General features: G+C 73.3%; 23 protein-coding genes. 4 read left to right on the plus strand and 19 right to left on the minus strand.

All coding sequences use genetic code 11. From position 1 onward, the window contains the following. The coding region (locus ABZW03_RS15915) for an LPXTG cell wall anchor domain-containing protein (RefSeq protein ID WP_355257515.1) at positions 1 to 216 on the plus strand (216 nt) is incomplete at its 5' end. 88 nt (positions 217 to 304) lie between these two features. Here the strand turns inward: ABZW03_RS15915 and ABZW03_RS15920 are convergent. Further along, entirely contained in the window at positions 305 to 871 is a 567-nt protein-coding gene (locus ABZW03_RS15920; protein ID WP_355257518.1) for a hypothetical protein, read from the minus strand. Between the two features lie 145 nt (positions 872 to 1,016). Here ABZW03_RS15920 and ABZW03_RS15925 point away from each other — a divergent pair, with 145 nt between their 5' ends. Continuing rightward, a complete protein-coding gene (locus ABZW03_RS15925; protein WP_355257521.1) occupies positions 1,017 to 1,673 on the plus strand; it encodes a PhzF family phenazine biosynthesis protein in 657 nt (218 codons plus the stop codon). An 82-nt stretch (positions 1,674 to 1,755) separates the two neighbouring features. On the opposite strand, the gene ABZW03_RS15930 is transcribed toward ABZW03_RS15925, so the two are convergent. The 4 genes from ABZW03_RS15930 to ABZW03_RS15945 all read right to left on the minus strand — a co-directional run bounded on the left by ABZW03_RS15930 (position 1,756) and on the right by ABZW03_RS15945 (position 5,152). After that, on the minus strand, positions 1,756 to 2,298 hold the full coding sequence (locus ABZW03_RS15930) for a VanZ family protein (RefSeq protein WP_355257524.1): 543 nt from the start codon (positions 2,296 to 2,298) through the stop codon (positions 1,756 to 1,758). A 242-nt stretch (positions 2,299 to 2,540) separates the two neighbouring features. Beyond that, positions 2,541 to 2,873 carry a hypothetical protein gene (locus ABZW03_RS15935; RefSeq protein ID WP_355257527.1) on the minus strand — a complete coding sequence of 111 codons (333 nt, stop codon included), beginning with the start codon at positions 2,871 to 2,873 and terminating at the stop codon, positions 2,541 to 2,543. Further along, positions 2,870 to 4,414, minus strand: a complete 1,545-nt coding sequence (locus tag ABZW03_RS15940) for a HAMP domain-containing sensor histidine kinase (protein ID WP_355257530.1) — start codon at positions 4,412 to 4,414, stop codon at positions 2,870 to 2,872. The genes ABZW03_RS15935 and ABZW03_RS15940 overlap by 4 nt, the downstream gene beginning before the upstream one ends. A 60-nt stretch (positions 4,415 to 4,474) precedes the next feature. Continuing rightward, positions 4,475 to 5,152, minus strand: a complete 678-nt coding sequence (locus tag ABZW03_RS15945) for a response regulator transcription factor (protein WP_030257458.1) — start codon at positions 5,150 to 5,152, stop codon at positions 4,475 to 4,477. A 591-nt stretch (positions 5,153 to 5,743) separates the two neighbouring features. On the opposite strand from ABZW03_RS15945, the gene ABZW03_RS15950 reads away from it, so the two are divergent. After that, positions 5,744 to 6,406 carry a SigE family RNA polymerase sigma factor gene (locus tag ABZW03_RS15950; RefSeq protein WP_355257573.1) on the plus strand — a complete coding sequence of 221 codons (663 nt, stop codon included), beginning with the start codon at positions 5,744 to 5,746 and terminating at the stop codon, positions 6,404 to 6,406. A 200-nt stretch (positions 6,407 to 6,606) separates the two neighbouring features. On the opposite strand, the gene ABZW03_RS15955 is transcribed toward ABZW03_RS15950, so the two are convergent. The 5 genes from ABZW03_RS15955 to deoC form a co-directional block, all read right to left on the minus strand. Then, positions 6,607 to 7,230, minus strand: coding sequence for an ATP-binding protein (locus tag ABZW03_RS15955; RefSeq protein WP_355257576.1), 624 nt, complete (start codon positions 7,228 to 7,230; stop codon positions 6,607 to 6,609). 62 nt (positions 7,231 to 7,292) lie between these two features. Next, positions 7,293 to 7,694, minus strand: coding sequence for a hypothetical protein (locus ABZW03_RS15960; protein ID WP_355257532.1), 402 nt, complete (start codon positions 7,692 to 7,694; stop codon positions 7,293 to 7,295). A 248-nt stretch (positions 7,695 to 7,942) separates the two neighbouring features. Beyond that, the gene (locus tag ABZW03_RS15965; protein ID WP_355257535.1) at positions 7,943 to 8,845 is read right to left on the minus strand and encodes an aldehyde dehydrogenase family protein; all 903 of its coding nucleotides are present in this window, start codon (positions 8,843 to 8,845) and stop codon (positions 7,943 to 7,945) included. Next, complete coding sequence (locus ABZW03_RS15970; protein WP_355257538.1) at positions 8,838 to 10,319, minus strand: aldehyde dehydrogenase family protein; 1,482 nt, start codon at positions 10,317 to 10,319, stop codon at positions 8,838 to 8,840. The genes ABZW03_RS15965 and ABZW03_RS15970 overlap by 8 nt, the downstream gene beginning before the upstream one ends. 5 nt (positions 10,320 to 10,324) lie before the next feature. After that, positions 10,325 to 11,311, minus strand: coding sequence for a deoxyribose-phosphate aldolase (deoC, locus tag ABZW03_RS15975; protein ID WP_355257541.1), 987 nt, complete (start codon positions 11,309 to 11,311; stop codon positions 10,325 to 10,327). A gap of 106 nt (positions 11,312 to 11,417) precedes the next feature. Here deoC and ABZW03_RS15980 point away from each other — a divergent pair, with 106 nt between their 5' ends. Continuing rightward, entirely contained in the window at positions 11,418 to 12,098 is a 681-nt protein-coding gene (locus ABZW03_RS15980) for a PH domain-containing protein (RefSeq protein ID WP_355257544.1), read from the plus strand. A 46-nt stretch (positions 12,099 to 12,144) separates the two neighbouring features. Here ABZW03_RS15980 and ABZW03_RS15985 read toward each other — a convergent pair whose 3' ends face one another. From ABZW03_RS15985 to ABZW03_RS16025, 9 genes are all read right to left on the minus strand, one after another. Further along, the gene (locus ABZW03_RS15985; RefSeq protein WP_355257547.1) at positions 12,145 to 12,612 is read right to left on the minus strand and encodes a hypothetical protein; all 468 of its coding nucleotides are present in this window, start codon (positions 12,610 to 12,612) and stop codon (positions 12,145 to 12,147) included. Positions 12,613 to 12,658: 46 nt separating this feature from the next. After that, complete coding sequence (locus ABZW03_RS15990; RefSeq protein ID WP_355257550.1) at positions 12,659 to 13,993, minus strand: hypothetical protein; 1,335 nt, start codon at positions 13,991 to 13,993, stop codon at positions 12,659 to 12,661. Beyond that, on the minus strand, positions 13,993 to 14,310 hold the full coding sequence (locus ABZW03_RS15995; RefSeq protein ID WP_355257553.1) for a type VII secretion target: 318 nt from the start codon (positions 14,308 to 14,310) through the stop codon (positions 13,993 to 13,995). Before ABZW03_RS15995 ends, ABZW03_RS15990 begins: the two co-directional genes overlap by 1 nt. 136 nt (positions 14,311 to 14,446) lie before the next feature. After that, positions 14,447 to 16,171 carry a phospho-sugar mutase gene (locus ABZW03_RS16000; RefSeq protein ID WP_355257555.1) on the minus strand — a complete coding sequence of 575 codons (1,725 nt, stop codon included), beginning with the start codon at positions 16,169 to 16,171 and terminating at the stop codon, positions 14,447 to 14,449. Positions 16,172 to 16,363: 192 nt separating this feature from the next. Next, a complete protein-coding gene (locus ABZW03_RS16005; RefSeq protein WP_355257558.1) occupies positions 16,364 to 17,185 on the minus strand; it encodes a purine-nucleoside phosphorylase in 822 nt (273 codons plus the stop codon). A gap of 178 nt (positions 17,186 to 17,363) precedes the next feature. Beyond that, a complete protein-coding gene (locus ABZW03_RS16010) occupies positions 17,364 to 18,464 on the minus strand; it encodes an NlpC/P60 family protein (protein WP_355257561.1) in 1,101 nt (366 codons plus the stop codon). 17 nt (positions 18,465 to 18,481) lie between these two features. After that, entirely contained in the window at positions 18,482 to 18,964 is a 483-nt protein-coding gene (locus ABZW03_RS16015; protein ID WP_355257564.1) for a poly-gamma-glutamate biosynthesis protein PgsC/CapC, read from the minus strand. Further along, positions 18,961 to 20,409, minus strand: a complete 1,449-nt coding sequence (pgsB, locus tag ABZW03_RS16020) for a poly-gamma-glutamate synthase PgsB (RefSeq protein ID WP_355257567.1) — start codon at positions 20,407 to 20,409, stop codon at positions 18,961 to 18,963. The genes ABZW03_RS16015 and pgsB overlap by 4 nt, the downstream gene beginning before the upstream one ends. Before the next feature lie 21 nt (positions 20,410 to 20,430). Then, the coding region (locus ABZW03_RS16025; RefSeq protein ID WP_355257570.1) for a cache domain-containing protein at positions 20,431 to 21,594 on the minus strand (1,164 nt) is incomplete at its 5' end.

The raw sequence follows: 21,594 nt of genomic DNA on the forward strand, positions 1-21,594 counted from the left end.
GCGGCGGCCCCCTCGGCGGCGCCGAGCCCGGCGGGGGGCGGCCCGCCGCCGGTCGTCGTCGTGGCACCGGCCGCCGGGCCCGGGCTCGCCTCCACCGGCGGGGGCACGGCCGCGGAGCCGCTGGCGGTCACCGGGGTGGTCGCGATCGCCCTCGGCCTCGGCACCTTGGTGGTGGCGCGGCGCCGCAACCGGGTGCGGGGCGGTACCGGGCGCTGACCCCGGAGACGCCGGAAGGCCCGGCCGTCCCGCTCGGTGGCGGGCGACGGCCGGGCCTTCCGGCGTCCGGACGCGGGGTGCAGCGCGGTCAGCCGGCCGGGTGCCGCGGCGGCTGCGGCTGCGCGTACGGGTTGTCCGCCACCGGCTGCGGCGGGAGGCCCGGCTGGTACGGCGCGGCGCCCTGCGGCGGGACGGGGGCGCCGGCCGGCGGCGGGACGGGCGCGCCCGGCTGCGGGGCGTACGGGGCCTGCGGGGCGTTCGGGTTGTACGGGGCCTGCGGGGCGTTGGGGTTGAACTGGGCGTTCGGGTTGAACGGCGCCTGCGGCGCGTTCGGGTCGAACGCGGCGGCCGCCTGGGCGGCCTGCTGCTGCTTGGCGTTGCTGCGTTCCACCAGCGCCTTCACCGAGGCGATGATCATCAGGACCGGCAGGATGAACACCTTGTAGAAGATGGTGTACGTGACGCCGTCGTAGACGAACGCCAGGTAGTAGGCGTACCCCAGGAACCCGAGGCCGATGACGATGTTGAGGACGCGCATACCGGCCTTCATCCGGCCGGCGACGGCTCCGAAGACCGTCAGGATGGCGCCGCTGAGCGCCAGCGCCACCACGTACCAGGAGAAGAGCGGGTCGGCGCTGAAGTCGAGATTGTTCAAGGCGGTTTCCTGGGAGGGAAGAAAAAACGGCGGGTACCGTTCGGGGACGAGAGCGCACAGTACTGGAGGCGGCCGACATTCGTCGCCGCCTTTCTGTCACGGTGTCATTGCGCTCTGCCGGAGCGGGATTCGAGAGGGCGGGGAAATGGCCGATTATGAGGTGCTGAGGGTCTTTTGCGGGCCCGACGGGAGCCACGGCAACGCGCTCGGCGTGGTGCGCGACGGCGCCGCCGTGCCGGAGCGGGCGGGCCGGCAGCGGATCGCGCGCGAACTCGGCTTCAGCGAGACGGTGTTCGTCGACGATCCGGAGCGCGGGGCGATCGACATCTACACCCCGTCGGTGCGCCTGCCGTTCGCCGGCCACCCGTGCGTGGGCGCCGCCTGGCTGCTGGGAGTGGACCGGCTGGTCACGGCCGCCGGTGAGGTGGCCGTGCGGCGCGAGGGCGGGCTGACCCGGATCGAGGCCCGCCCGGAGTGGGCGCCGGGGCGCACGCTGCGGCAGTACGGGTCGGTGGCCGAGGTGGAGGCGCTGGAGGTGCCGCCGCCGGGGGAGTGGGTCTACGCCTGGGCCTGGCAGGACGAGCCGGCCGGCACCGTACGGGCCCGGGCCTTCCCCGGGCGGGGCGACGGGATCGACGAGGACGAGGCGACCGGTGCGGCCGCCCTGCTGCTGGCCGCGCACCTCGGCCGGGCGCTGACGATCACCCAGGGCCTGGGCTCGCAGCTGCTGGCCGGGCCGCGGCCGGGCGGGCTGGTCGAGGTCGGCGGCCGGGTGGTCGAGGACCGAGCGGTCGAGAACTGAGCGGTCGAGAACTGAGCGGTCGGGGCCCGGGTGGTCGGCACCCGGGTGGTCGGGAGCCCGGTGGTCGGGCCCGGGGACCGGCTCAGCCGGCCGGCGGCGTCGGCTCGGCGTAGGCGCGCCGGCGGGCGGCGGGTGCGACGGCGGCGACGGAGGCGGCCGTGGCGGCGGTGACAGCGGTGACGGCGGCCACGGGCGGCGCGGCGAGCGCCGCCAGCCGGGGCGCCCGGGCCCGGCGGTCCCGCAGCAGGTGCCGCAGGCCGGGGACGAGTGCGAGGTGGGAGACGGCCACGCCGACCACGGCGAGCAGGATGTGGTCCACGTTGAGGACGTGCCCGGGCGCCCAGGAGGAGAGGAACTCCAGCGCGGTCGCCAGCAGCGCGGAGACGCCGGTGGTGCGCAGGAAGGACGGCAGCCAGGGGGCCCGGAGCCGGCCGCCGGCCAGCGGCAGCAGCACCCCGAGCGGGGCCAGCAGCAGCAGCTCGCCGACCACCTGCCAGCCGCTGGAGGAGCGGAGCGAGGCGAGCGGCGTCAGGTTGGCGTCGTACACCCAGGCCACCGGCAGCGGTCTCAGCACCAGCCAGAGCACCAAGGTCAGGTGGCCGGTGAGACCCACCAGCCCGGCCAACCGGAGGGGACGGTGGACGGCCGCCGCCGGGCTGCTCTCGGTCCCCGCGCCGGAACGCTCATCGCGTGTCCTGGTGCCATCTCGCTGCACGGGGGGAAGGACGTGGGCCGACGTCACGTCGGTTCCACCCCGGGCGTGAACATTCCAGAACGCGCCCCCCCGAAGGCCCGGCCGCCCCTTCCGTCCCCCTTCCCGCCCCTGCGCCTCCCCGCCGGTCCTTCCCGACGACCCGACCCGGCGGCCTACCGGCAGGGCGAGCCCGTCGGCACCGCGCCGAACACGTTGTCCGGCGGCGGGCTGCCCGGCGCCACCGGGGTGGGCGACGGGCTCGGGCTCGCGGCCGCCTTGGTGCCGCGGGCCGGGGTGGTGGCCGGGGCCGGTCCCGGCGGGGTGGCCAGGGCCGCCGGTATGTGCGGCGTGGTCGGGCAGGCCGTCCGGCTGGCGGGCGCGCCGGCGTCGACCGGTACGGCGGTCGGCCGGATGCCGCAGCCGGAGGCCAGCGCGATCAGCAGCAGCACGCCGGCGCCGCGGCGCAGGACGGTGCGGGGGGCGGCGGTGTCGGTGGGGGTGGTCACGTGGCGTCCTTGTCCTCGGCGGCGTCGCCGGCGGGGCCGCCCTCGGCCTCGCCCGCGGACGGCGGAGGCGGCGGAGCCAGCGGCAGGGTCAGGGTGAACACCGCGCCGACCTCCCCGTTCGCCGCCGTGATCGTTCCCCCGTGTATCCGCGCGTTGGCCATCGCGATCGACAGCCCGAGACCGCTGCCTTCCGAGCGCGCCCGCCCCCGGTCGGCCTTGTAGAAGCGGTCGAAGACGTGCGGCAGCACGTCCTCCGGGATGCCCGGGCCGCTGTCGGAGACCTCCACCACGACCGACTCCCCGTCCTGCCGGACCTTGACCCGCACCGGCGAGCCGCCGTGCTTCAGCGCGTTGCCGATCAGGTTGGCGAAGACCACGTCGAGCCGGCGCGGGTCGACCACGGCCAGGATGCCGCGCGGGGCGTCCAGCTCGACCGCGTCGTACCAGGCCCGCCCGTCGATGCAGGACATGATCAGGTCGGCGACGTCCACCTCGTCGGCGACCAGCTTGGCGGTGCCGGCGTCGAAGCGGGTCACCTCCATCAGGTTCTCCACCAGGTCGGACAGCCGCCGGGTCTCGCTGACCACGAGCCGGACGGCCGGCTCGATCATCGGGTCCAGCGACTCGGCCTCGTCCTCCAGGATGTCGGTCACGGCGGTCATCGCGGTCAGCGGGGTGCGCAGCTCGTGCGACATGTCGGCGACGAACCGTCGGCTCTGCGCCTCGCGCGCGCTCAGCTCCTCGACCTGCTCGTGCAGCGACTCCGCGGCCCGGTTGAAGGTCCGTGCCAGGTCGGCGAGTTCGTCCGAGCCCTCGACCTCCAGCCGGGTGTCCAGGTGCCCCTCGCCGAGCCGCCGGGCGGCGTCCCCGAGCCGCTTGACCGGCCGCAGCACGGTCGCCGAGGCGGCCTGGGCGAGCAGCGCCGAGCCGATCAGCGCGAGCAGCGTGGCGATGGCCAGCGACCAGCCCAGCGTGTTGAGGTCGGCCCGCTCGTTCTCCAGTGACTTGAACATGTACGCCGTCGGGCCGTCGGGCACCACCTTGGTGCCGCCGATCACGAACGGCCGGCCCTCCAGGTTCTGCCGCTGCCAGTACAGGTGGTACGGGTACGGGTTGTTCTCGGTGACCTCGCGCGGCCTGGCGACGGTGGACTGCAGCGCGGTCGGGACGTCGGCCAGCGTGAAGTGCGCCGGATCGGAGGAGGCCGAGCACTCCGGGTGCGCCTGGTCGACCACCACGACGTCGTAACTCAGGCCGGAGCTGGCCACGCTGGACGCCAGTGCCGCCAGCTCCGGGCAGCTCGCGTTCAGCGGCAGCTCGGAGACGTTGCGGGTGAGCGACACCCGGAAGTCGTTCAGCGCGGTGTCCTGGGCGCGCTTGAGCACCGCGTCGCGGTTCAGCCAGTACGCGATGCCGGAGGCCGAGACGGCGGCGAGCAGCGCGACGGCCGCGAACACCGCGATCAGCCGCACCCGCAGGGAGCGCAGCCGACGCCACCGGCCCGTCTGGAAGCGCCGGGCAGTCGTCTGATGGTCAGTCACAAGAGCCTGTCGTGATACGGGAGTTCAGGGGTGGGAGGAGCCGGACGGAGGCGGTGGGGATCAGGCCGGCGGGTCCAGCCGGTAGCCCACCCCGCGGACGGTGCGGATCAGCGTCGGCGCGGACGGCACGTCCTCGACCTTGGCCCGCAGCCGCTGCACGCACGCGTCCACCAGGCGGGAGTCGCCGAGGTAGTCGTGCTCCCAGACCAGCCGCAGCAGCTGCTGGCGGGAGAGCGCCTGGCCGGGGCGGCGGCTGAGCTCCAGCAGCAGCCGCAGCTCGGTCGGAGTGAGCTGGAGGTCCTGTCCGTCCTTGGTGACGGTCATCGCCGCGCGGTCGATCACCACGCTGCCGTAGGCCGAGGAGTCCGAGCTCTCCCGCTCGCCGCGCCGCAGCACCGCCCGGATCCGGGCGTCCAGCACGCGGGGCTGGACCGGCTTCACCACGTAGTCGTCCGCGCCGGACTCCAGGCCCACCACCACGTCGATGTCGTCCGAGCGCGCGGTGAGCAGGATGATCGGCAGCTGGTCGGTGCGGCGGATCCGGCGGCACACCTCGAAGCCGTCGATCCCGGGCAGCATCACGTCCAGCACGATCAGGTCGGGCCGCTGCTCCTTGAAGAGACGCAGACCGTCCTCACCGGAGGCGGCGGTGGCCACGCGGTGGCCCTGGCGGGTGAGGGCGAGTTCGAGGCCGGTCCGGATGGCGTCGTCGTCCTCGATCAGTAGGAGGAAAGGCACGGCCCCATTTTGGCCCACCGGAAGCCGTGAATCACCCCCCGGACCGATCGCCTTCCGGCCGGGAACCGGAACGGATGCTCCCGGCGTCTGGGTTCAGCGGGGAGCGGACCGGGACGTTCGACCCGCTCCTGTGACACCCCTGTGACAGTCGGCGGACAGCGCCATCACAACCGGCGGGCAGGATTTTCCGTGTCGCCGCAGGACAGCGGGCCGAGAGGCCGGCTGAAGGGCGGCTACCGGAACCGCTCGTACCGACCCAGGGGGCGCACGATGAACGCCATGCTTCAGACCCGGACCAACCCGGCTGTCCGCACCGCGCGTTCGTCAGCCGCGTCGCACCGGACCCGGTACGAGGTCAGGACCGACGAGAACTCCGGTGCCGTGACCGTGCGGGGGTGCGCGCACAGCACCGGTGGAAACCCTGTCGCCCGTCGGGTGAGCGGCGGCGGCAGGACGGGGGAGCTGTACGGGATCGGCCGTCTGGGGAGTTCGGCCGACTCCGCCAACACCCTCACGCTGCGGGGGATCCTCCCCGTCCGCGTCGAGGGCAAGGACGCCCCGGGGGGTAACCGGGGGACCGGGGGGAACGGTCTGCGGACGGTCGGTTCGGGGGAGCCGACCGGTCGCGAGGCCGCCGGTGCGACGCTGCTGCGGCTGACTCCCGCGGCGGCCCGTACCACCGAGGCGGGACAGGGAGGCGCGCAGGGGGAGCACCCGGCCGTCGCGGAGGACCACATCACGGAGTTCACCGCGTACGTGCGCGAGCGCCGCGCCTCCCTGTACGCCACGGCCTACCACCTGACCGGTGACCGCTACGAGGCCGAGGACCTGCTGCAGAGCGCGCTCTTCAGCACCTACCGGGCGTGGGGCCGGATCACCGACAAGGCCGCGGTCGGCGGGTACCTCCGCCGCACCATGACCAACCTGCACATCTCCGCCTGGCGGCGCCGCAAGGTCAACGAGTACCCGACCGAGGAGCTGCCGGAGACGGCCGGCGACACCGACGCGATGGGCGGCACCGAGCTGCGCACCGTGCTCTGGCAGGCGCTGGCGAAGCTGCCGGAGAACCAGCGGACCATGCTGGTGCTGCGGTACTACGAGGGCAAGACCGACCCGGAGATCGCCGACGTGCTGGGGATCAGCGTCGGCACGGTCAAGAGCAGCATCTGGCGCGCCCTGCGCCGGCTGCGCGAGGACGAGCACCTGAACAAGTCGGGCGACACCGTCCGGGCGTTCGGCGAGCTGGTCGCGTAACAGGACTCCCGTCGGGGGACGGGAAGCGGACGGTCACGGTCCGGGGGCAGCTCGGGGGAGCGGGCCCGTGGGGGAGCCGAGGATCGTTCGGGGAAGGCGAAGGGCCCGGTGCGGGGGAGACGCACCGGGCCTTCGTCGTGTCCCGGGCCGCGCCGCGGGGCAGGCCGCGGAGGGTGCGGGGCAGGCCGCGGAGGGTGGGGTCAGACGGCGGAGAGCTCGGTGGTCCGGGCCGCGGCGCGGATCCGCCGCTCGGCCTCCGGGCCGGCGCACGCGTACGAGCCGAGCGCGACCTGCCGGCCGACGATGGACCGCTCGGCCCGCATCAGCCGCAGGCCCCGGCGCAGCAGCACCGGCAGCGACTTGCGCCCCTCCCGGACGTCCCGGCGCAGCCGGCGCCAGGCCGTGGTGAGCGCGCCGTTGCGCAGGCACAGGGCGTCGCCGAGCAGGCCCTGGTCGGCGCACTCGGCGGTGATCTCGGCGGCGAAGATGCCCTCGGCGATGAACGCGCCCGCCCCGTCCAGCTCCAGGCCGCGGGTGCCGACCCGGCCGTTGTCCGGGATCGAGTACACCGGGACGTCCGCGCGGCCGTGCTCGTACAGGGCGCGGATCGCGGCGACGGCCTGGTCGCGGTGCCAGGCCAGCGGGGAGTCCCAGTCGACGGCGCCGTCCGGCAGCCGCGGCAGGGTCGGGTCGTCCCCGTCCTTGTAGAAGTCGTCGAGCTGGAGCACCGGCAGGCCGCTGCGCTCGGCGAGCGAGGACTTCCCCGACCCGGAGGGCCCGGAGAGCAGGATCACCCGGGCATGCGCGGTCGGTGCGGGGTTCATGGGGGAGTCACTCACGGGACACCAGTCTGACGCATCCCGGCCGGTTGCCGAAACCGGTCGGTTCAGACCTTCTGCTGCGCCTGCGGGTCGGCCAGGGCGACGTGGACCATCGGCAGGTAGCGGCTGTCCACCTGGAGGTAGAGCAGCTCCTCGGAGCCGGGTGCCCGGTAGGCGGTGGCGGCCCAGTCCTGGCTGTGCCAGGTGTCGGGCTCGGGCTCGTGGAAGGTGCCGCCGGCGGGCAGGTCGAGCCGTCCGGTGTCGCGGGTGACGAGGGCCACGGTGGCGGCCCCGGGCGTGATGTGCAGGCTGCCGTTGACGTACCCGGGCTGCCGCTCGGTCCGGGTCGAGCAGGGCACCTTGACCGGGCGGCCCGCGGCCAGCCGCCGCGTGGTGCGGGCCACGTGCCACCTGCGGTAGAAGCCGTCCGCGAACAGCGCCATCAGCTCGCCGATGAACTCGCCCATGCGTCCCCCTTGATCGTTTCCGTCACGCCGATTCTGGCCCGGCCGGACGGGCGCGCGGGAGCGTCGAAAGTCGGCCGTACGGGGGGACGAAAGTCGACGGAGCGTCAGCGGAGGGCGGCCGGAACGCCGACGGACCCGCGCCAGGGGGGGAGAGGCGCGGGTCCGTCCAATGACCGTCCGGGCCCTGGGGGGGGTGAGGGCACTGGGGACGGCCAGTCTGTGGAGTTGTTCGCTCGGAGCGACGGAGGTCAGATCCCCATCGGGTGCCAGACCGTCTTCGTCTCCAGGAACGAGAGTAGCCGGTCCGTACCGGGCGCATTGGTCCAGTCCTGGGCGAACGGGTCCAGCACCGGACGGACCACCCTCTTCAGGGTATCCGCGGCGGCCGCCTCCAGGGACTGCGCCGCGCCGGGACCGTCGGAGGCGATGGCCCCGGTGAGGTCCAGCGCGTTGACGTCCTGGTGCGAGGCCAGGGTGGGGGCGATGTCCGCGGTCCGGCCCGAGATGATGTTGACCACGCCGCCCGGGACGTCCGAGGTGGCCAGCACCTCGCCCAGCGACAGCGCGGGCAGCGGGGCGTCCGCGGCGGCCGCGACCACGACCGTGTTGCCGGTGGCGATCGCCGGGGCGATCACCGAGACCAGGCCGAGCAGCGAGTGCCCGTACCCGGCCTGCGGGGCGACGATCCCGACCACGCCGGTCGGCTCCGGGGTGGAGAGGTTGAAGTACGGCCCGGCGACCGGGTTGGCGCCGCCCGCGATCTGGGCGACCTTGTCGGTCCAGCCCGCGTACCAGACCCAGCGGTCGATCGCGGCGTCCACCAGCGCGGCGGACTTCTTCGGGCCGATGCCCTCGGAGACGGCCACCTCGGCGGCGAACTGCTCGCGCCGGCCCTGGAGCATCTCGGCCACCCGGTACAGCACCTGGCCGCGGTTGTACGCGGTGGTGCCGGCCCAGCCCTTGACCGCCTTGCGGGCGGCCACGACGGCGTCCCGGGCGTCCTTGCGGGTGCCCAGCGGGGCGTTGGCGAGCCACTCGCCCTTGGAGTCGGTCACCTCGTACACCCGCCCGCTCTCGGAGCGCGGGAACTTCCCGCCGACGTACAGCTTGTAGGTCTTGAGGACGTCAAGACGCGTTGCGACATCAGACATCGAGATAGGCCTCCAGACCGTGGCGGCCACCCTCGCGGCCGTAACCCGACTCCTTGTAGCCGCCGAACGGCGAGGTCGGGTCGAACTTGTTGAAGGTGTTGGCCCAGACCACGCCGGCCTTGAGCTGGTTCGCCATCCACAGGATGCGCGAGCCCTTCTCCGTCCAGATGCCGGCGGAGAGGCCGTACGGGGTGTTGTTGGCCTTCTCCACGGCCTCCGCGGGGGTGCGGAAGGTCAGGACGGAGAGCACCGGGCCGAAGATCTCCTCCTGGGCGATCCGGTGGGCCTGGCTCACGCCGGTGAACAGGGTCGGCTTGAACCAGAAGCCGGTGCCCGGGAGTTCGCAGGCCGGCGACCAGCGCTCGGCGCCCTCGGCCTCGCCGGCCTCGGTCAGCGCGGTGATCCGGGCCAGCTGCTCGGCCGAGTTGATGGCGCCGATGTCGGTGTTCTTGTCCAGCGGGTCGCCGACCCGAAGGGTGGCCATCCGGCGCTTCAGGGCGTCCAGCACCTCGTCCTGGACCGACTCCTGGACCAGCAGGCGCGAGCCCGCGCAGCAGACGTGGCCCTGGTTGAAGAAGATGCCGTTGACGATGCCCTCGACCGCCTGGTCGATCGGCGCGTCGTCGAAGACGATGTTCGCGGCCTTGCCGCCCAGCTCCAGCGAGAGCTTCTTGCGGGTGCCGGCCAGCTGCTTGGCGATGGCCCGGCCGACCGGGGTGGAGCCGGTGAAGGCGACCTTGTTGACGTCCGGGTGGGCGGTCAGCGCGGCGCCGGTGCGGCCGTCACCGGTGACGATGTTGACGACGCCCTTCGGCAGACCGGCCTGGCGGCAGATCTCGGCGAAGCGCAGCGCCGTCAGCGGGGTGGTCTCGGCCGGCTTCAGGACGACGGTGTTGCCGGTCGCCAGCGCGGGCGCGATCTTCCACGCCAGCATCAGCAGCGGGAAGTTCCACGGGATGACCTGGCCGGCCACGCCCAGCGGCTTCGGGTTCGGGCCGAAGCCGGCGTAGTCCAGCTTGTCGGCCCAGCCCGCGTAGTAGAAGAAGTGCGCGGCGACCAGCGGCAGGTCGACGTCGCGGGTCTCGCGGATCGGCTTGCCGTTGTCGATCGACTCCAGCACGGCCAGCTCGCGGCTGCGCTCCTGGATGATCCGGGCGATCCGGAACAGGTACTTGGCGCGCTCGCTGCCGGGCAGCGCCGACCAGTCGGCGAAGGCCTTGCGGGCGGCGGCGACCGCTCGGTCCACGTCCTCCTCGGTGCCCTGGGCGAACTCGGCGAGCACCTGCTCGGTGGCCGGGTTGACCGTCTTCAGGGCCTCGTTGCCGGAGGAGTCGACGAACTCGCCGCCGATGAAGTGGCCGTAGGAGGTGGCGATGTCGCCCGCGGCGGCCGGGGACTCCGGGGCCGGGGCGTACGCGAAGAGGCCGCCGGCGGGCTTGGCCACGGGCTCCTCGGTGTTCTTCTTCTTGGCCATGGTGATCAGTCCACCGTCACGTAGTCGGGGCCGGAGTAGCGGCCGGTGGCCAGCTTCTGGCGCTGCATCAGCAGGTCGTTGAGCAGGCTGGAGGCGCCGAAGCGGAACCAGTGCGGGGTCAGCCAGTCGTCGCCGAGGGTCTCGTTGACCATCACCAGGTACTTCATGGCGTCCTTGGTGGTGCGGATGCCGCCGGCGGGCTTGACGCCGACCTGGACGCCGGTGGCCGCGCGGAAGTCGCGGACCGCCTCCAGCATCAGCAGGGTGACCGGCGGGGTCGCGTTGACGGCGACCTTGCCGGTGGAGGTCTTGATGAAGTCCGCGCCGGCCAGCATCGCCAGCCAGGAGACCCGGCGGACGTTGTCGTAGGTCTGGAGCTCGCCGGTCTCGAAGATCACCTTGAGGTGGGCGGAGCTGCCGTCGGGGCGCTTGCACGCCTCCTTGACGGCCACGATCTCCTGGTACACGTCGAGGTAGCGGCCGGAGAGGAAGGCGCCGCGGTCGATCACCATGTCGATCTCGTCGGCGCCCGCGGCCACCGCGTCGGCGGTGTCGGCGAGCTTGACCGGGAGGGCGGCGCGGCCGGCCGGGAAGGCGGTGGCCACCGAGGCGACCTGGATGTCGGTGCCCGCCAGGGCGGCCTTCGCGGTGGCGACCATGTCCGGGTAGACGCAGATGGCGGCGACGCGCGGGGTGGTCGGGTCGGACGGGTCGGGGGTCCTGCCCTTGGCGCACAGCGCGCGCACCTTGCCGACCGTGTCCGCGCCCTCCAGCGTGGTCAGGTCGATCATCGAGATCGCCAGGTCGATGGCGTACGCCTTCGCCGTGGTCTTGATCGAGCGGGTACCGAGAGCGGCGGCACGCGCCTCCAGGCCGACCTGGTCGACGCCGGGCAGGCCGTGCAGGAAACGGCGGAGGGAGGCCTCGGACGCCGCAACGTCCTGAAGGCCGCTGCCCGCAACGCCGAGGGCATTGGCTGCAACAGTGGACATAGTCACCAGACCAGCATATCTACGCGCGTAGTGGGCCGCTAGGGCGCCTGCCATTCGTGGCCGGACCGAGACCTCCGGGTGAGGGGCATGGGGCAGAATCGACGCCATGACCGATTCCGACGGCAAGCCCCACCAGGGCCCCGCCGCCCCCGAGGGGGACTCCGAGTACGCGGACCGCGTGTACCGCTCCGTCCCCGGCGTGATCTCCGGAGCGCTGTTGCTGGCCGTCGCGGCCTGGCTGATCGGCGACGCCGTGGTGAGCGGGACCGGGAAGACCCCGTACGTCGCGCTCGCGGCGGTGCCGGTGTTCGCCTTCCCGGTGATCGCGTACACGCTGCGCCCGGCCGTGACGGCCGGCCGCGACCGGCTGGTGGTGCGCAACCCGTGGCGGACCGTCGTCGCGCCGTGGGCCTCGGTGGACGCGCTGCGCGCGGGGTACTCGGTCGAACTGCTCGCGGGCGGGAAGAAGTACCAGGTCTGGGCGGTGCCGGTGTCGCTGCGGCAGCGCAAGCGGGCCGCCCGGGCGCAGCGCCCCAGCGCCGCCGAGCACGCCTCCCGGACCGGCCTGGGACTGGGGATGGCCAAGCGCACCAACCCGGTCGTCCAGGGCTCGCCGGACCCCACCCGGGCCTGGTCCGACCAGGTCACCGCCGTCCTCCAGGAGATGGCCGAGCGCAACGCCGCCCGCCCCGGCGCGGCCGGCCCGGTCGAGGTCCGCTGGTGCTGGTGGATCATCGCCCCCGCCCTGATCGGCCTGATCGGCCTGGTCACCGTCATCGCGGTCTGACCGACGCACGCGAAGGGGCCCGCCGGTCGCTGACCGGCGGGCCCCTTCAGGTCCCGGTGGCTCTGACGTAGATGTCGGCCGCGCCCTCGAGGACGGCGGAGGGGCTCTCCACCACGAAGACCTGCCGCCCGACCTGCTTCTCCGGCACCCGTGCGCCCTCGGCTGGCTCCTCACCGGGCAGCGCCGCCCGCAGGTCCTCCGGCAGCGGTGCGGAGGCGCCGGGCCGCGCCAGGCCGTAGGTGCGCAGGAAGTCGTCGACGTTGACGTCGTCGCCGCCGTCCAGCGCGTAGTGCAGGTAGGCGACCTTCGACCCGTCGGGAGCGTGGGACATCACGGTGTCCGTCGGGATGTAGTACCGGCCCTTCCCGGGATGCTGCTCGTGATGGAGGCCCGCCATCCGTTCGGCGCGATCGACGTCCCGCTCGGGCGGGTGTCCCGACCGAAGCAGGGCGGCCGCACCCCACCAGACGCAGCCCACGATGACCACCGCACAGGCCGAGAGAAAGACGGCCACGAGTTTGCCCGTCCGTCGTCCGCCTCCGGATTCGCCCGGTCCCATGTCAGAGCTTTCTGGTCCTTGGCTTGCTGGTTCCTCCCATGTCGAACTCCTGGGCCAGGCCGGTTCTGTGGAGGCGTTGAATGTCGTCGTCCGTCACGTACCCCACGCCGGGCACATCGGTTCCCTTCTTGTGGTCCCAGTTGTACCGGTCGCGCACGTGGGTCTGATACGTGACGGTCACCTCTGGCGGAGCACCCGGCGATGTCGGCTTGACCTCGATCTTCGCCTGGGTGTTGTAGTGGAAGGAGCCGACCGCGTAGAACCAGTCCTTACTGCTCTCCGGTGTCGCGGACATGGGCTGCCAACCGGTTTGCTGGACCAGCGCGACGGGTTTGCCGGTGCGCCGGTACTCCGCCAGGGCCTCGGCCTCCCAGCCGGGGACGTTTCCGTTCAACGTGGTGTTCACGCTCTCCTGGAAATCCGGGATGTCCTTCAGCATGTCCTCGACGTCCAGACCGAGGGGCTCGCCGGTGCCGGAGAGGAAGTGTGCCATGTTGGCGCTGGCATTCGTGTCGCCGGCGGCGAACGGCATGCCGGCGATTCCTGCTCCCAGGGTGGCTGCGAGCTTGCGGTCCCGGTCGGTCGGACTCTCCGAGTTGTAGACGCCCGCGCCCCGGTCATAGGGATCAGGTGGAAGCAGCACCCCGCCTGCTCCGCCGAAGATTTTTGGCAGGTCTCGCGCTGCTGCCAGGTCCTCGTTCACCACCCGCTTGGTCCAGTCGTCCAGATGCCGGTAGTCCACGGCATCCTTGACGCGGTCCAGTTCTCGCCCGGCGGCGGCACTGACGTCGGCGGCGTAGGTCAGGGCCCCTTTCAGCAGGTTGCGGATGTCCCCGGCGACGGTGGCCAGACGGCGCGCCTCGCCCTCACTCTCCGGGTCATTGCTTCCACTCAGCCAGGCGGGATAGCCGATGGCGCCGTCTTCCTCGATCGTGAGGTCGTTGGCGCGTGCGAGATCGTCTGCTTCGGCGACCCATCGGCGTGCGAGGGCCAGGCCTGTACCGGTGCTGGCCAGGGTCAGCCGGGCGGCCTCCAGCTCCTGCTCGGCGATCGTCATCTCGTCCAGCAGATCCGCGAGTACTCGCCGTCCGAGGTCTGCGGCATCGCCGCTCCAGCCTTCCTGGAGGGTGGAGAGGACATCCACGGCGAGGAAACGGGCCGCGCTCATGGCGCTCCCGACCTTGTCCCACTCCTCCGCCGCTCGATGGAACGCTTCAGGGCCGCAGGACCGGATCTGTTGCAGCGTCACCGGCTTGGCGAAGCGACGTTCGTGGTCCGGCTGGACGACCTTGCGGCGGCCGTCCGGATCTTCCTCATGGGCGTAGACGGAAGGCATCAGCTCCTGCCCTCCAGAAGGGCCAGTGCAGTACGCAGTTGTTCCGCGACGGCGGCTTCCTGCCGGTGGTAGTTGGTCGCGGTGGTCCGAAGTCCTTCGGCGAGCTTGCGCATCGCGTCGGTGACCTTGCCGGTCTCGGCGGACCACCGGCTGGTGCAGTCGCTGAGGGACGCACCTACGGCCCATTCGTTGTGGCGGGTCGCGGCTGCCGCTGATTCACCGAACCCCGTGTCGGCTTGTGAGAGCTTGTCCGCTCCCTCGTCCAGCTTTCCTGCTGCCACCGGAAGCCTCTCCGGCTCCGATATGTATCCACCCATCCAGTACCCCCCACTTGGATACGGTTGTGGTTGCCACGCTAACGATCGTGGGGCGTGGGCGCAGGCGAACGGGAGGACTCGTACGAAGGGGCCCGCCGGTCGCTGACCGGCGGGCCCCTTCGCGGGTGCGCGGGCGTCAGGCGGTGATGCCGGCGGCGTGGGCGAGGTCCTGCTTGATCGTGGCGAGGAGGGCGGCGGCGCGCTCGCGGGTGGCGGCGAGGTCGGCGGCGGAGGCGACCGGGAGGACGACCTCCAGGTAGCACTTGAGCTTGGGCTCGGTGCCGGACGGGCGGACCACGATGCGGGCGGAGCGGACGCCCTCGCCGTCCAGGTAGTAGCGCAGGCCGTCGGTGGGCGGCAGGTCGGCGGAGCCGGCCGACAGGTCGTCGGCGCGGGTGACCTGGAGGCCGGCCAGGACGGTCGGCGGCTGCTCGCGCAGGCGGCGCATGGCGTCGGCGATCAGCGACAGGTCCTGGACCCGGACGGAGAGCTGGTCGGTGGCGTGCAGGCCGTGCTCCAGCGCCAGGTCGTCCAGCAGGTCGGACAGCGTGCGGCCGGACTTCTTGAGGGTGGCGGCGAGCTCGGCGACCAGCAGGGCGGCGGTGATGCCGTCCTTGTCCCGGACGCCCTGCGGGTCGACGCAGTAGCCGAGCGCCTCCTCGTAGCCGTAGCGCAGGCCCTCGGCGCGGGAGATCCACTTGAAGCCGGTCAGCGTCTCGGCGTAGCCCAGTCCCGCGGCCTCGGCGATCCGGCCGAGCAGGGTGGCGGAGACGATGGTGGTGGCGAAGGTGCCCTCGGCCTTCTTCGCGACCAGGGCCGAGCCGAGCAGCGCGCCGACCTCGTCGCCGCGCAGCATCCGCCAGCCCGCGGCGCCGCTGCCGCTGCCGGCCGCGTTGCCGTTGGCGGGGACGGCCACCGCGCAGCGGTCGGCGTCCGGGTCGTTGGCGATCACGATGTCCGGGCCGACGGTGGCGGCGGTGCGGAAGGCGAGGTCCATCGCCCCCGGCTCCTCCGGGTTGGGGAAGGCCACGGTCGGGAAGTCCGGGTCGGGCTCGGCCTGCTCGGCGACCACGGTGGGCGCGGGGAAGCCGGCCCGGCGGAACGCGGCCACCAGGGTGTCGCGGCCGACGCCGTGCATCGGGGTGTAGACCACCTCCAGGTCGCGCGGGCCGTGCTCGTCGACGATGGAGACGGCCCGGGCCAGGTAGGCCTCGACGACGTCCTCGCCGAGCACCTCCCAGCCCTCCTCGGCGCGCGGGACCTCGTCCAGCGAGCCGATCGCGTCGATCTCGGCGGCGATCCCGGCGTCGGCCGGCGGGACGATCTGCGAGCCGTCGCCCAGGTAGACCTTGTAGCCGTTGTCCTGCGGCGGGTTGTGGCTGGCGGTGACGGTGACGCCGGCGGCCGCGCCCAGGTGGCGGACGGCGAAGGCGAGCACCGGGGTCGGCAGCGGGCGCGGCAGCAGCGCGGCGCGCAGGCCGGCGCCGACCACCACGGCGGCGGTGTCGCGGGCGAAGTCGTACGACTTGTGGCGGGCGTCGTAGCCGATGACGACCAGGTCGCCCAGGCCCTGCTGCCGGACGTACGAGACCAGGCCGGCCGCGGCCCGGATCACCACGGCGCGGTTCATCCGCATCGGGCCGGCGCCGAGCTCGCCGCGCAGGCCGGCGGTGCCGAACTGGAGCCGGTCGGAGAAGCGGTCGGCGAGCTCCGCCCAGGCGAGCTTGCTGTCGGTCTCGGCCTCCGGGCCCTCGGCGCGGGCCAGCAGGGCGGCGAGCTCCTCGCGGGTCTGCGGGTCGGGGTCCTCGGCCAGCCAGGTCCGGGCCCGGGCGAGGAGGTCGGTGGTGGGTGCCTGCGTCATGATGCCTGCTCCATCGGGGAGTGCGTCGGTGTTGTCGGCCGGGGGTTCGCTGGGGCCGGAGGGTTCCGCGAGGACGGGGGTCGCGCACGCGGACGGGGGTCGCGCACGCGGACGGGGCCCACGGGAGGGCGTGATCAGCGGATCACGCCGCCCGTGGGCCCCGTCACTCATGCATTCTGCGCCCGGCGGGTGTCAGATCCGCTCAAGGACCTTCGCCAGCAGCTCGCCCATGCGCTCGGCGGAGGCCTTGCCGGCCTCCAGCACCTCTTCGTGGTTGAGCGGCTCGCCGGTCATGCCGGCGGCCAGGTTGGTGACCAGGGAGATGCCGAGGACCTCGGAGCCGGCCTCGCGGGCGGCGATGGCCTCCAGGGTGGTGGACATGCCGACCAGCTCGCCGCCGATCACCCGGGCCATGTTGACCTCGGCCGGGGTCTCGTAGTGCGGGCCGCGGAACTGCACGTAGACGGCCTCGTCCAGGGTCGGGTCGACCTCGTGGCAGAGGGTGCGCAGGCGCTTGGAGTACAGGTCGGTGAGGTCGACGAAGTTGGCGCCGACGATCGGGGAGTCACCGGTCAGGTTGATGTGGTCGCTGATCAGCACCGGCTGTCCCGGGGTCCAGCCCTGGCGCAGACCGCCGCAGCCGTTGGTCAGCACGATGACGCCGCAGCCGGCCGCGGCGGCGGTGCGCACGCCGTGGACGACGGTGGCCACGCCGTGGCCCTCGTAGTAGTGGTTGCGGCCGAGGAAGATCAGGGCGCGCTTGTCGCCGATCTTCACCGAGCGGATCTTGCCGGCGTGGCCGGCGACGGCGGGGGCGGGGAAGCCCGGGAGGTCGGTGACCGGGAACTCGGCCACGGTCTCGCCCAGGGCGTCGGCGGCCGGCACCCAGCCGGAGCCCATCACCAGGGCGACGTCGTGCCGCTCGGCACCGGTCAGCTCGCGCAGGCGCTCGGCGGCGGCCTGGGCGGCGGCGTAGGGGTCGGTGGAGACGACCGACTGAGGAGAAGCGTTCACGGGTCAGAGGATAGACGGGTTTCGGCTACGCGCGTAGAAATTCGGCCGCGGCATGCCGGATCGTTACCCGGATGCCCCGAAGGCACAGCTCGGCGGTGCACTTGGGGCCGTCCCCTGGCCGGTTTCCACACCCGCACGGTTACACAGCTCGTGGGTGCGCACGGCTCGGCGCGCGGCCTCAGAGCCGCTTCGCGCTGCGCAGCCCCTTCGCGTACATGCCGTTGTCGTCGAGCCGCGCCGTGCCGCCCTTGTCGCCGAAGGTCGGGCCGTCCGCCTCCTCGCGGCTGGAGATGTACCGGGGGTGGCCGTCGGTGTCCAGGCCCAGGAAGATGCCGGTGTGGTCGAGCCGGGCACCGGTGCGGGCGTCGATCTCGAAGAACACCAGGTCGCCGGGTTGCAGCGGGTCGATCGAGGACGGGCGCAGGGTGGTGTCCGAGCCGGCGGCGGTGGTCAGCGGGATCACCGGGACGCCGGGGCCCGTCCGGGCCAGGCCGTTGGCGGTGCGCGGCAGCCCGGGGCCGGCGGCGTCCTTGGAGAGCAGCGGGTAGCCGGAGCGGTAGCCGTAGACCATCCGGACGAAGCCCGAGCAGTCGAAGGCGCCGTAGCGGGTCTTGTCGGGCTGCCGGGTCACCTTGTCGGCGAACGTGTACGGGACGCCGAGGTAGTCGAAGAAGTCGGTCTGCTCCAGCCGAAGGTCGTTGCCGGCCGAACCGTTGGGATTGAGCGGGCCGAAGGAGGCGTCGCCCTTGAAACGCACCCCCTTGGCGTCCTTCTCGGCGGGTGCCCCGGCGACGTACTGGACGGCCGCCGCCAGGACGTCGTCGGCGGTGGAGCCGAGCGACTGCTGGAACCAGGTGCGGAACCAGCCCTCCTGCTCCGCGCCCGCCTTCCAGGGCTGCGGCATCAGCCGGACCCAGCTGTCGGTCACCACGGTGGCGGTGGTGGTGCCCGGCTCGGCGAAGGTGCGGCTGGGGCCGGCCAGGACGGCGGTGCGGGCGTTGTCGGTCAGCGTGGCGACCACGCCGCCGCGGGCGTCCCGGACCACCGTGCGGTCCGGCCCGGCCAGCCGCTCGTAGCGGTACCGGTCGGGCGCGGCGGCCCGGGCGGTGCCGGCGTCCGCGGCGGGGCTCGGCGCGGCGGTGGCGGTGATCAGCGGCGCGTTGCTGCCGGCCGCCGGCTGGTGGTCGCGGTCCCGCAGCTGGACGGTGAGGTAGCCGCTGGCGGCCAGCAGGGTCACGGCGAGGCCGCCGCTGAGCAGGGACTTGCGGGTCACTGGCATGGGGGTTCCCGTCGGGGTCAGGTGCCGGGCAGGGCGCCGAGCAGGACGCCGGCGGTCAGGACGACGTAGTTGGCGAGCGTCACCGTGCTGGTGGCCATCAGGGTGGCCGCCCGGGGCTGGCGGACCAGCTGGTAGGCGATCAGGCCGGGGACGATGAAGCCGAGCGTCTGGTTGGCGTACAGGGTGGGCAGCTCGCGCTGCAGCACCAGCATCACGGTGGCCTGCAGCAGCACGCCGATCAGCACCACGGCGGCGAACAGCCGCTTGCCGTACAGGATCACCAGCTTCTGGACGACCCGGACGGCGAGGTAGGTCAGCACCGTCACGCCGATCACGATGGCGACCCGCTGGAGGGACTCGACCAGGGTGAGGGCCAGCCAGCCGGGGGTGATCATGCCGCCGGGGGAGAGGTTGGTGGTCAGGTAGCAGACCAGCGAGAAGACCAGGCCGAGCGCGATGCCGATGGCGGCGATCTCGGGCGTGAGCTCGGTGGGGATCACTGCTGGTCTCCGTAGGGGGCGGTGGTGCGGTGGTGGGGGTCGTACCAGGAGTCCGGGATCGGCTCGGGGTGGTACACCGGCTCGGCGTACGGCGCCTGTTGGACGTACGGGGCCTGCTGGGCGTACGGGGCCCGGGCCTCGTACGGGGCCGACTCGGCGTACGGTGCCGGCTCGGCGTACGGTGCCGGCTCGGGGTACGGCTCCGGGTAGAGCGGTTCGGGCTCGTGGTACGCGTACTCCGGTGCCTCCGGCGCGTCCGGGGCCTCGTCGGGTTCGAGCCGGGCGAGCTCCTCCAGGAACAGCTCGCCCTGGCCGTGGATGTTGCCGACGGCCACCAGCGAGGAGTCCGGCCCGAGTTCGGCCAGCAGCTCGGCGGTGAGCCGCTCCGGGTCGCGCTTGTCGCCGCCGAGGTCGACCACCCGGCCCGACCAGTCGGCCGGGATGCCGTCGCGGGCGCTCTTGGTGGGGTGACCGATCAGGAAGACCGTGTCCGGGTCGAGGTCCGGGACGATCTGGCCCATCTGGCCGTTGCGCTCGACCCGGTCGGGCCGGCAGTTGATCACCACGTTGAGCGGGCGGTGGATCGCGCCGAGGTCCTCCAGCTGGCGGACGTTCATCAGCGTGGACTCGGGGTCGTTGGCGGCGAAGACGTTGGCGAAGCGCAGCCGTCTGCCGTCCGCGGTGCGGTAGCGGTCGACCGAGAGCACGCCCGGGTCCGGCGGGGCCGCCCACATGCCCCGCAGCGCGGTCTGCCGCTCCACGCCGAGGAGTTCGGCGACGGCGAGCGCGATCGCCACGTTCTCCTTGAAGGTGAACCAGCTGAACCCGCGGAGCTCCTCGTCGGTGACCGTCTCCGGGTCCACCACGATCAGCTGGCAGTCCCGCCTGGCCGCCTCCTCGCGCAGGATGTGCGCGCGCTCCTGCTCGGCGGTGACGCACACCCCGCCGACCGGCATCGAGCGCGACAGCGAGCGGGCGACGTCGTCCAGGGTCGGGCCCATCTCGGCCAGGTGGTCCTCGCGGACGTTGCACAGCACGCCGATGGTGGAGCGGATCAGCTTGGTCTGGTTGACCTCCTGGAGCGCCGGCATGACGGCCATGCACTCGATCACCAGCGCGTCCGGCCGGTAGGTGGCGGCGCGGCGGACGATGCCGATCTGCTCCACCACGTTGGCGATGCCGAACTTGCGGTAGACCGGCTCCTCGGTGGCGTCCGGGTGGATGAACCGGGCGGCGGTGCCGGTGGTCTTGGCGACCGTCACCAGCCCGCCGCCGCGCAGCGCGCCCGCGCACAGCCGGGTGATCGAGCTCTTGCCGCGGATGCCGTTCACCAGGACCCGGGTCGGGATCTGCTCCAGGGCGGTGAAGTGCCGGCGCTGCTCGACGATGCCGGCCACCAGCAGCACGGTGCAGCACGTCAGCAGCACGACGTAGAGGAAGAGCACGGGCGGTCCTTCGGGCGGGGCTCAGCGGGCGGAAGCGGGGGTGCGGCGGACGGCGCGCTCGGCGAGTTCGGCGCGCACCAGCTCCTGGCGGATCAGCTCCAGGCTGCGGGCGACGGCGCCGACCTCGTCGTGGTGCACGGGGTAGAGCACGGTGCGGCGGTCCCCGGCGGCCAGCGCCTCGGCGCTCGCGGCGAGCCGGCGCAGCGGCAGGCCGACGGCGATGTACAGCCAGCCCAGGCAGAGCGCGGCGGCGGCCAGGCCGAGCATGCCGGCCAGGATCGCGCGCCGGTCGGCCCGGTTCTGGTCGAGGTGCAGCCAGGCCACCGGGTGGACGGTGACCACGGACCAGCCGAGCTTGGCGACGCTGCCGTTGCCGCCGAGCGGGGCGGCGGCGAGCAGCGCCGGGTCGCCGCCGTCGCGGAGCACGTCGGCGGCGGCGGACTTGCCGGCGTCGGTGAGGACCTTCCGGGCCCGGCCGTCCGGCAGGTCCCCGAAGGAGGTGTAGCCCTCGTTGGCGGCGAGCACCCGCTGCCGGTCGTCGACCAGCCAGACCCGGCCGAGACCGGGGCGGACCAGCAGGCCGCCGAGGAAGTCGGTCTTGAACTCGCCGACCAGCACCGGCCCCTTGGGCTCCGGGGCGCCCTCCGACTCGGCGTCGGCGGGGGCGGAGGCGAGGGCCGCGCGGGCGGCGATCCGGGGCTCCTTGCCGGAGCTGTTGAGCAGCAGCACGCCGCTCGGGCCGAGGGCCTCCGGGCCGGTGCGGTGCGGGGCCTCGCCGGCGTGCGCCAGCACCGCGCCGTCGGCGCCGAGGACGTAGAGCGAGCGGTAGCGGTCGTGCTCGGCGAGGGTGTCGCGCAGCAGGACCTCGGCCTTGCCGACGGAGGCCTCGGCGAGCGAGGGGGCGAGTGAACGCAGGTCCGCGTAGCCCTCGTTGAGCGCCTGGCGGACCCGGTCGGCGGCGGTGTCGGTGCGGTCGCGCTGGCCGGCCACGACCTGGGTGGGCACCCGTACGGTCGGGTCGTTGCCGCCGAGGAACAGCAGCGGGCCGGACCAGCCGAGCACCAGGACGGCGCAGAGCGCGAGCGGCAGCGCGGTGCCGGGGCGGCGCCCGCGGGCGGGGGCGGCGGCCGGCGGGCGGGCCGGGTCGAGGAGCTGGCGGCGCAGCTCCTCCAGGGCGCGGGCGAT

It is taken from the genome of Kitasatospora sp. NPDC004799, assembly GCF_040609095.1.
Taxonomy (GTDB): domain Bacteria; phylum Actinomycetota; class Actinomycetes; order Streptomycetales; family Streptomycetaceae; genus Kitasatospora.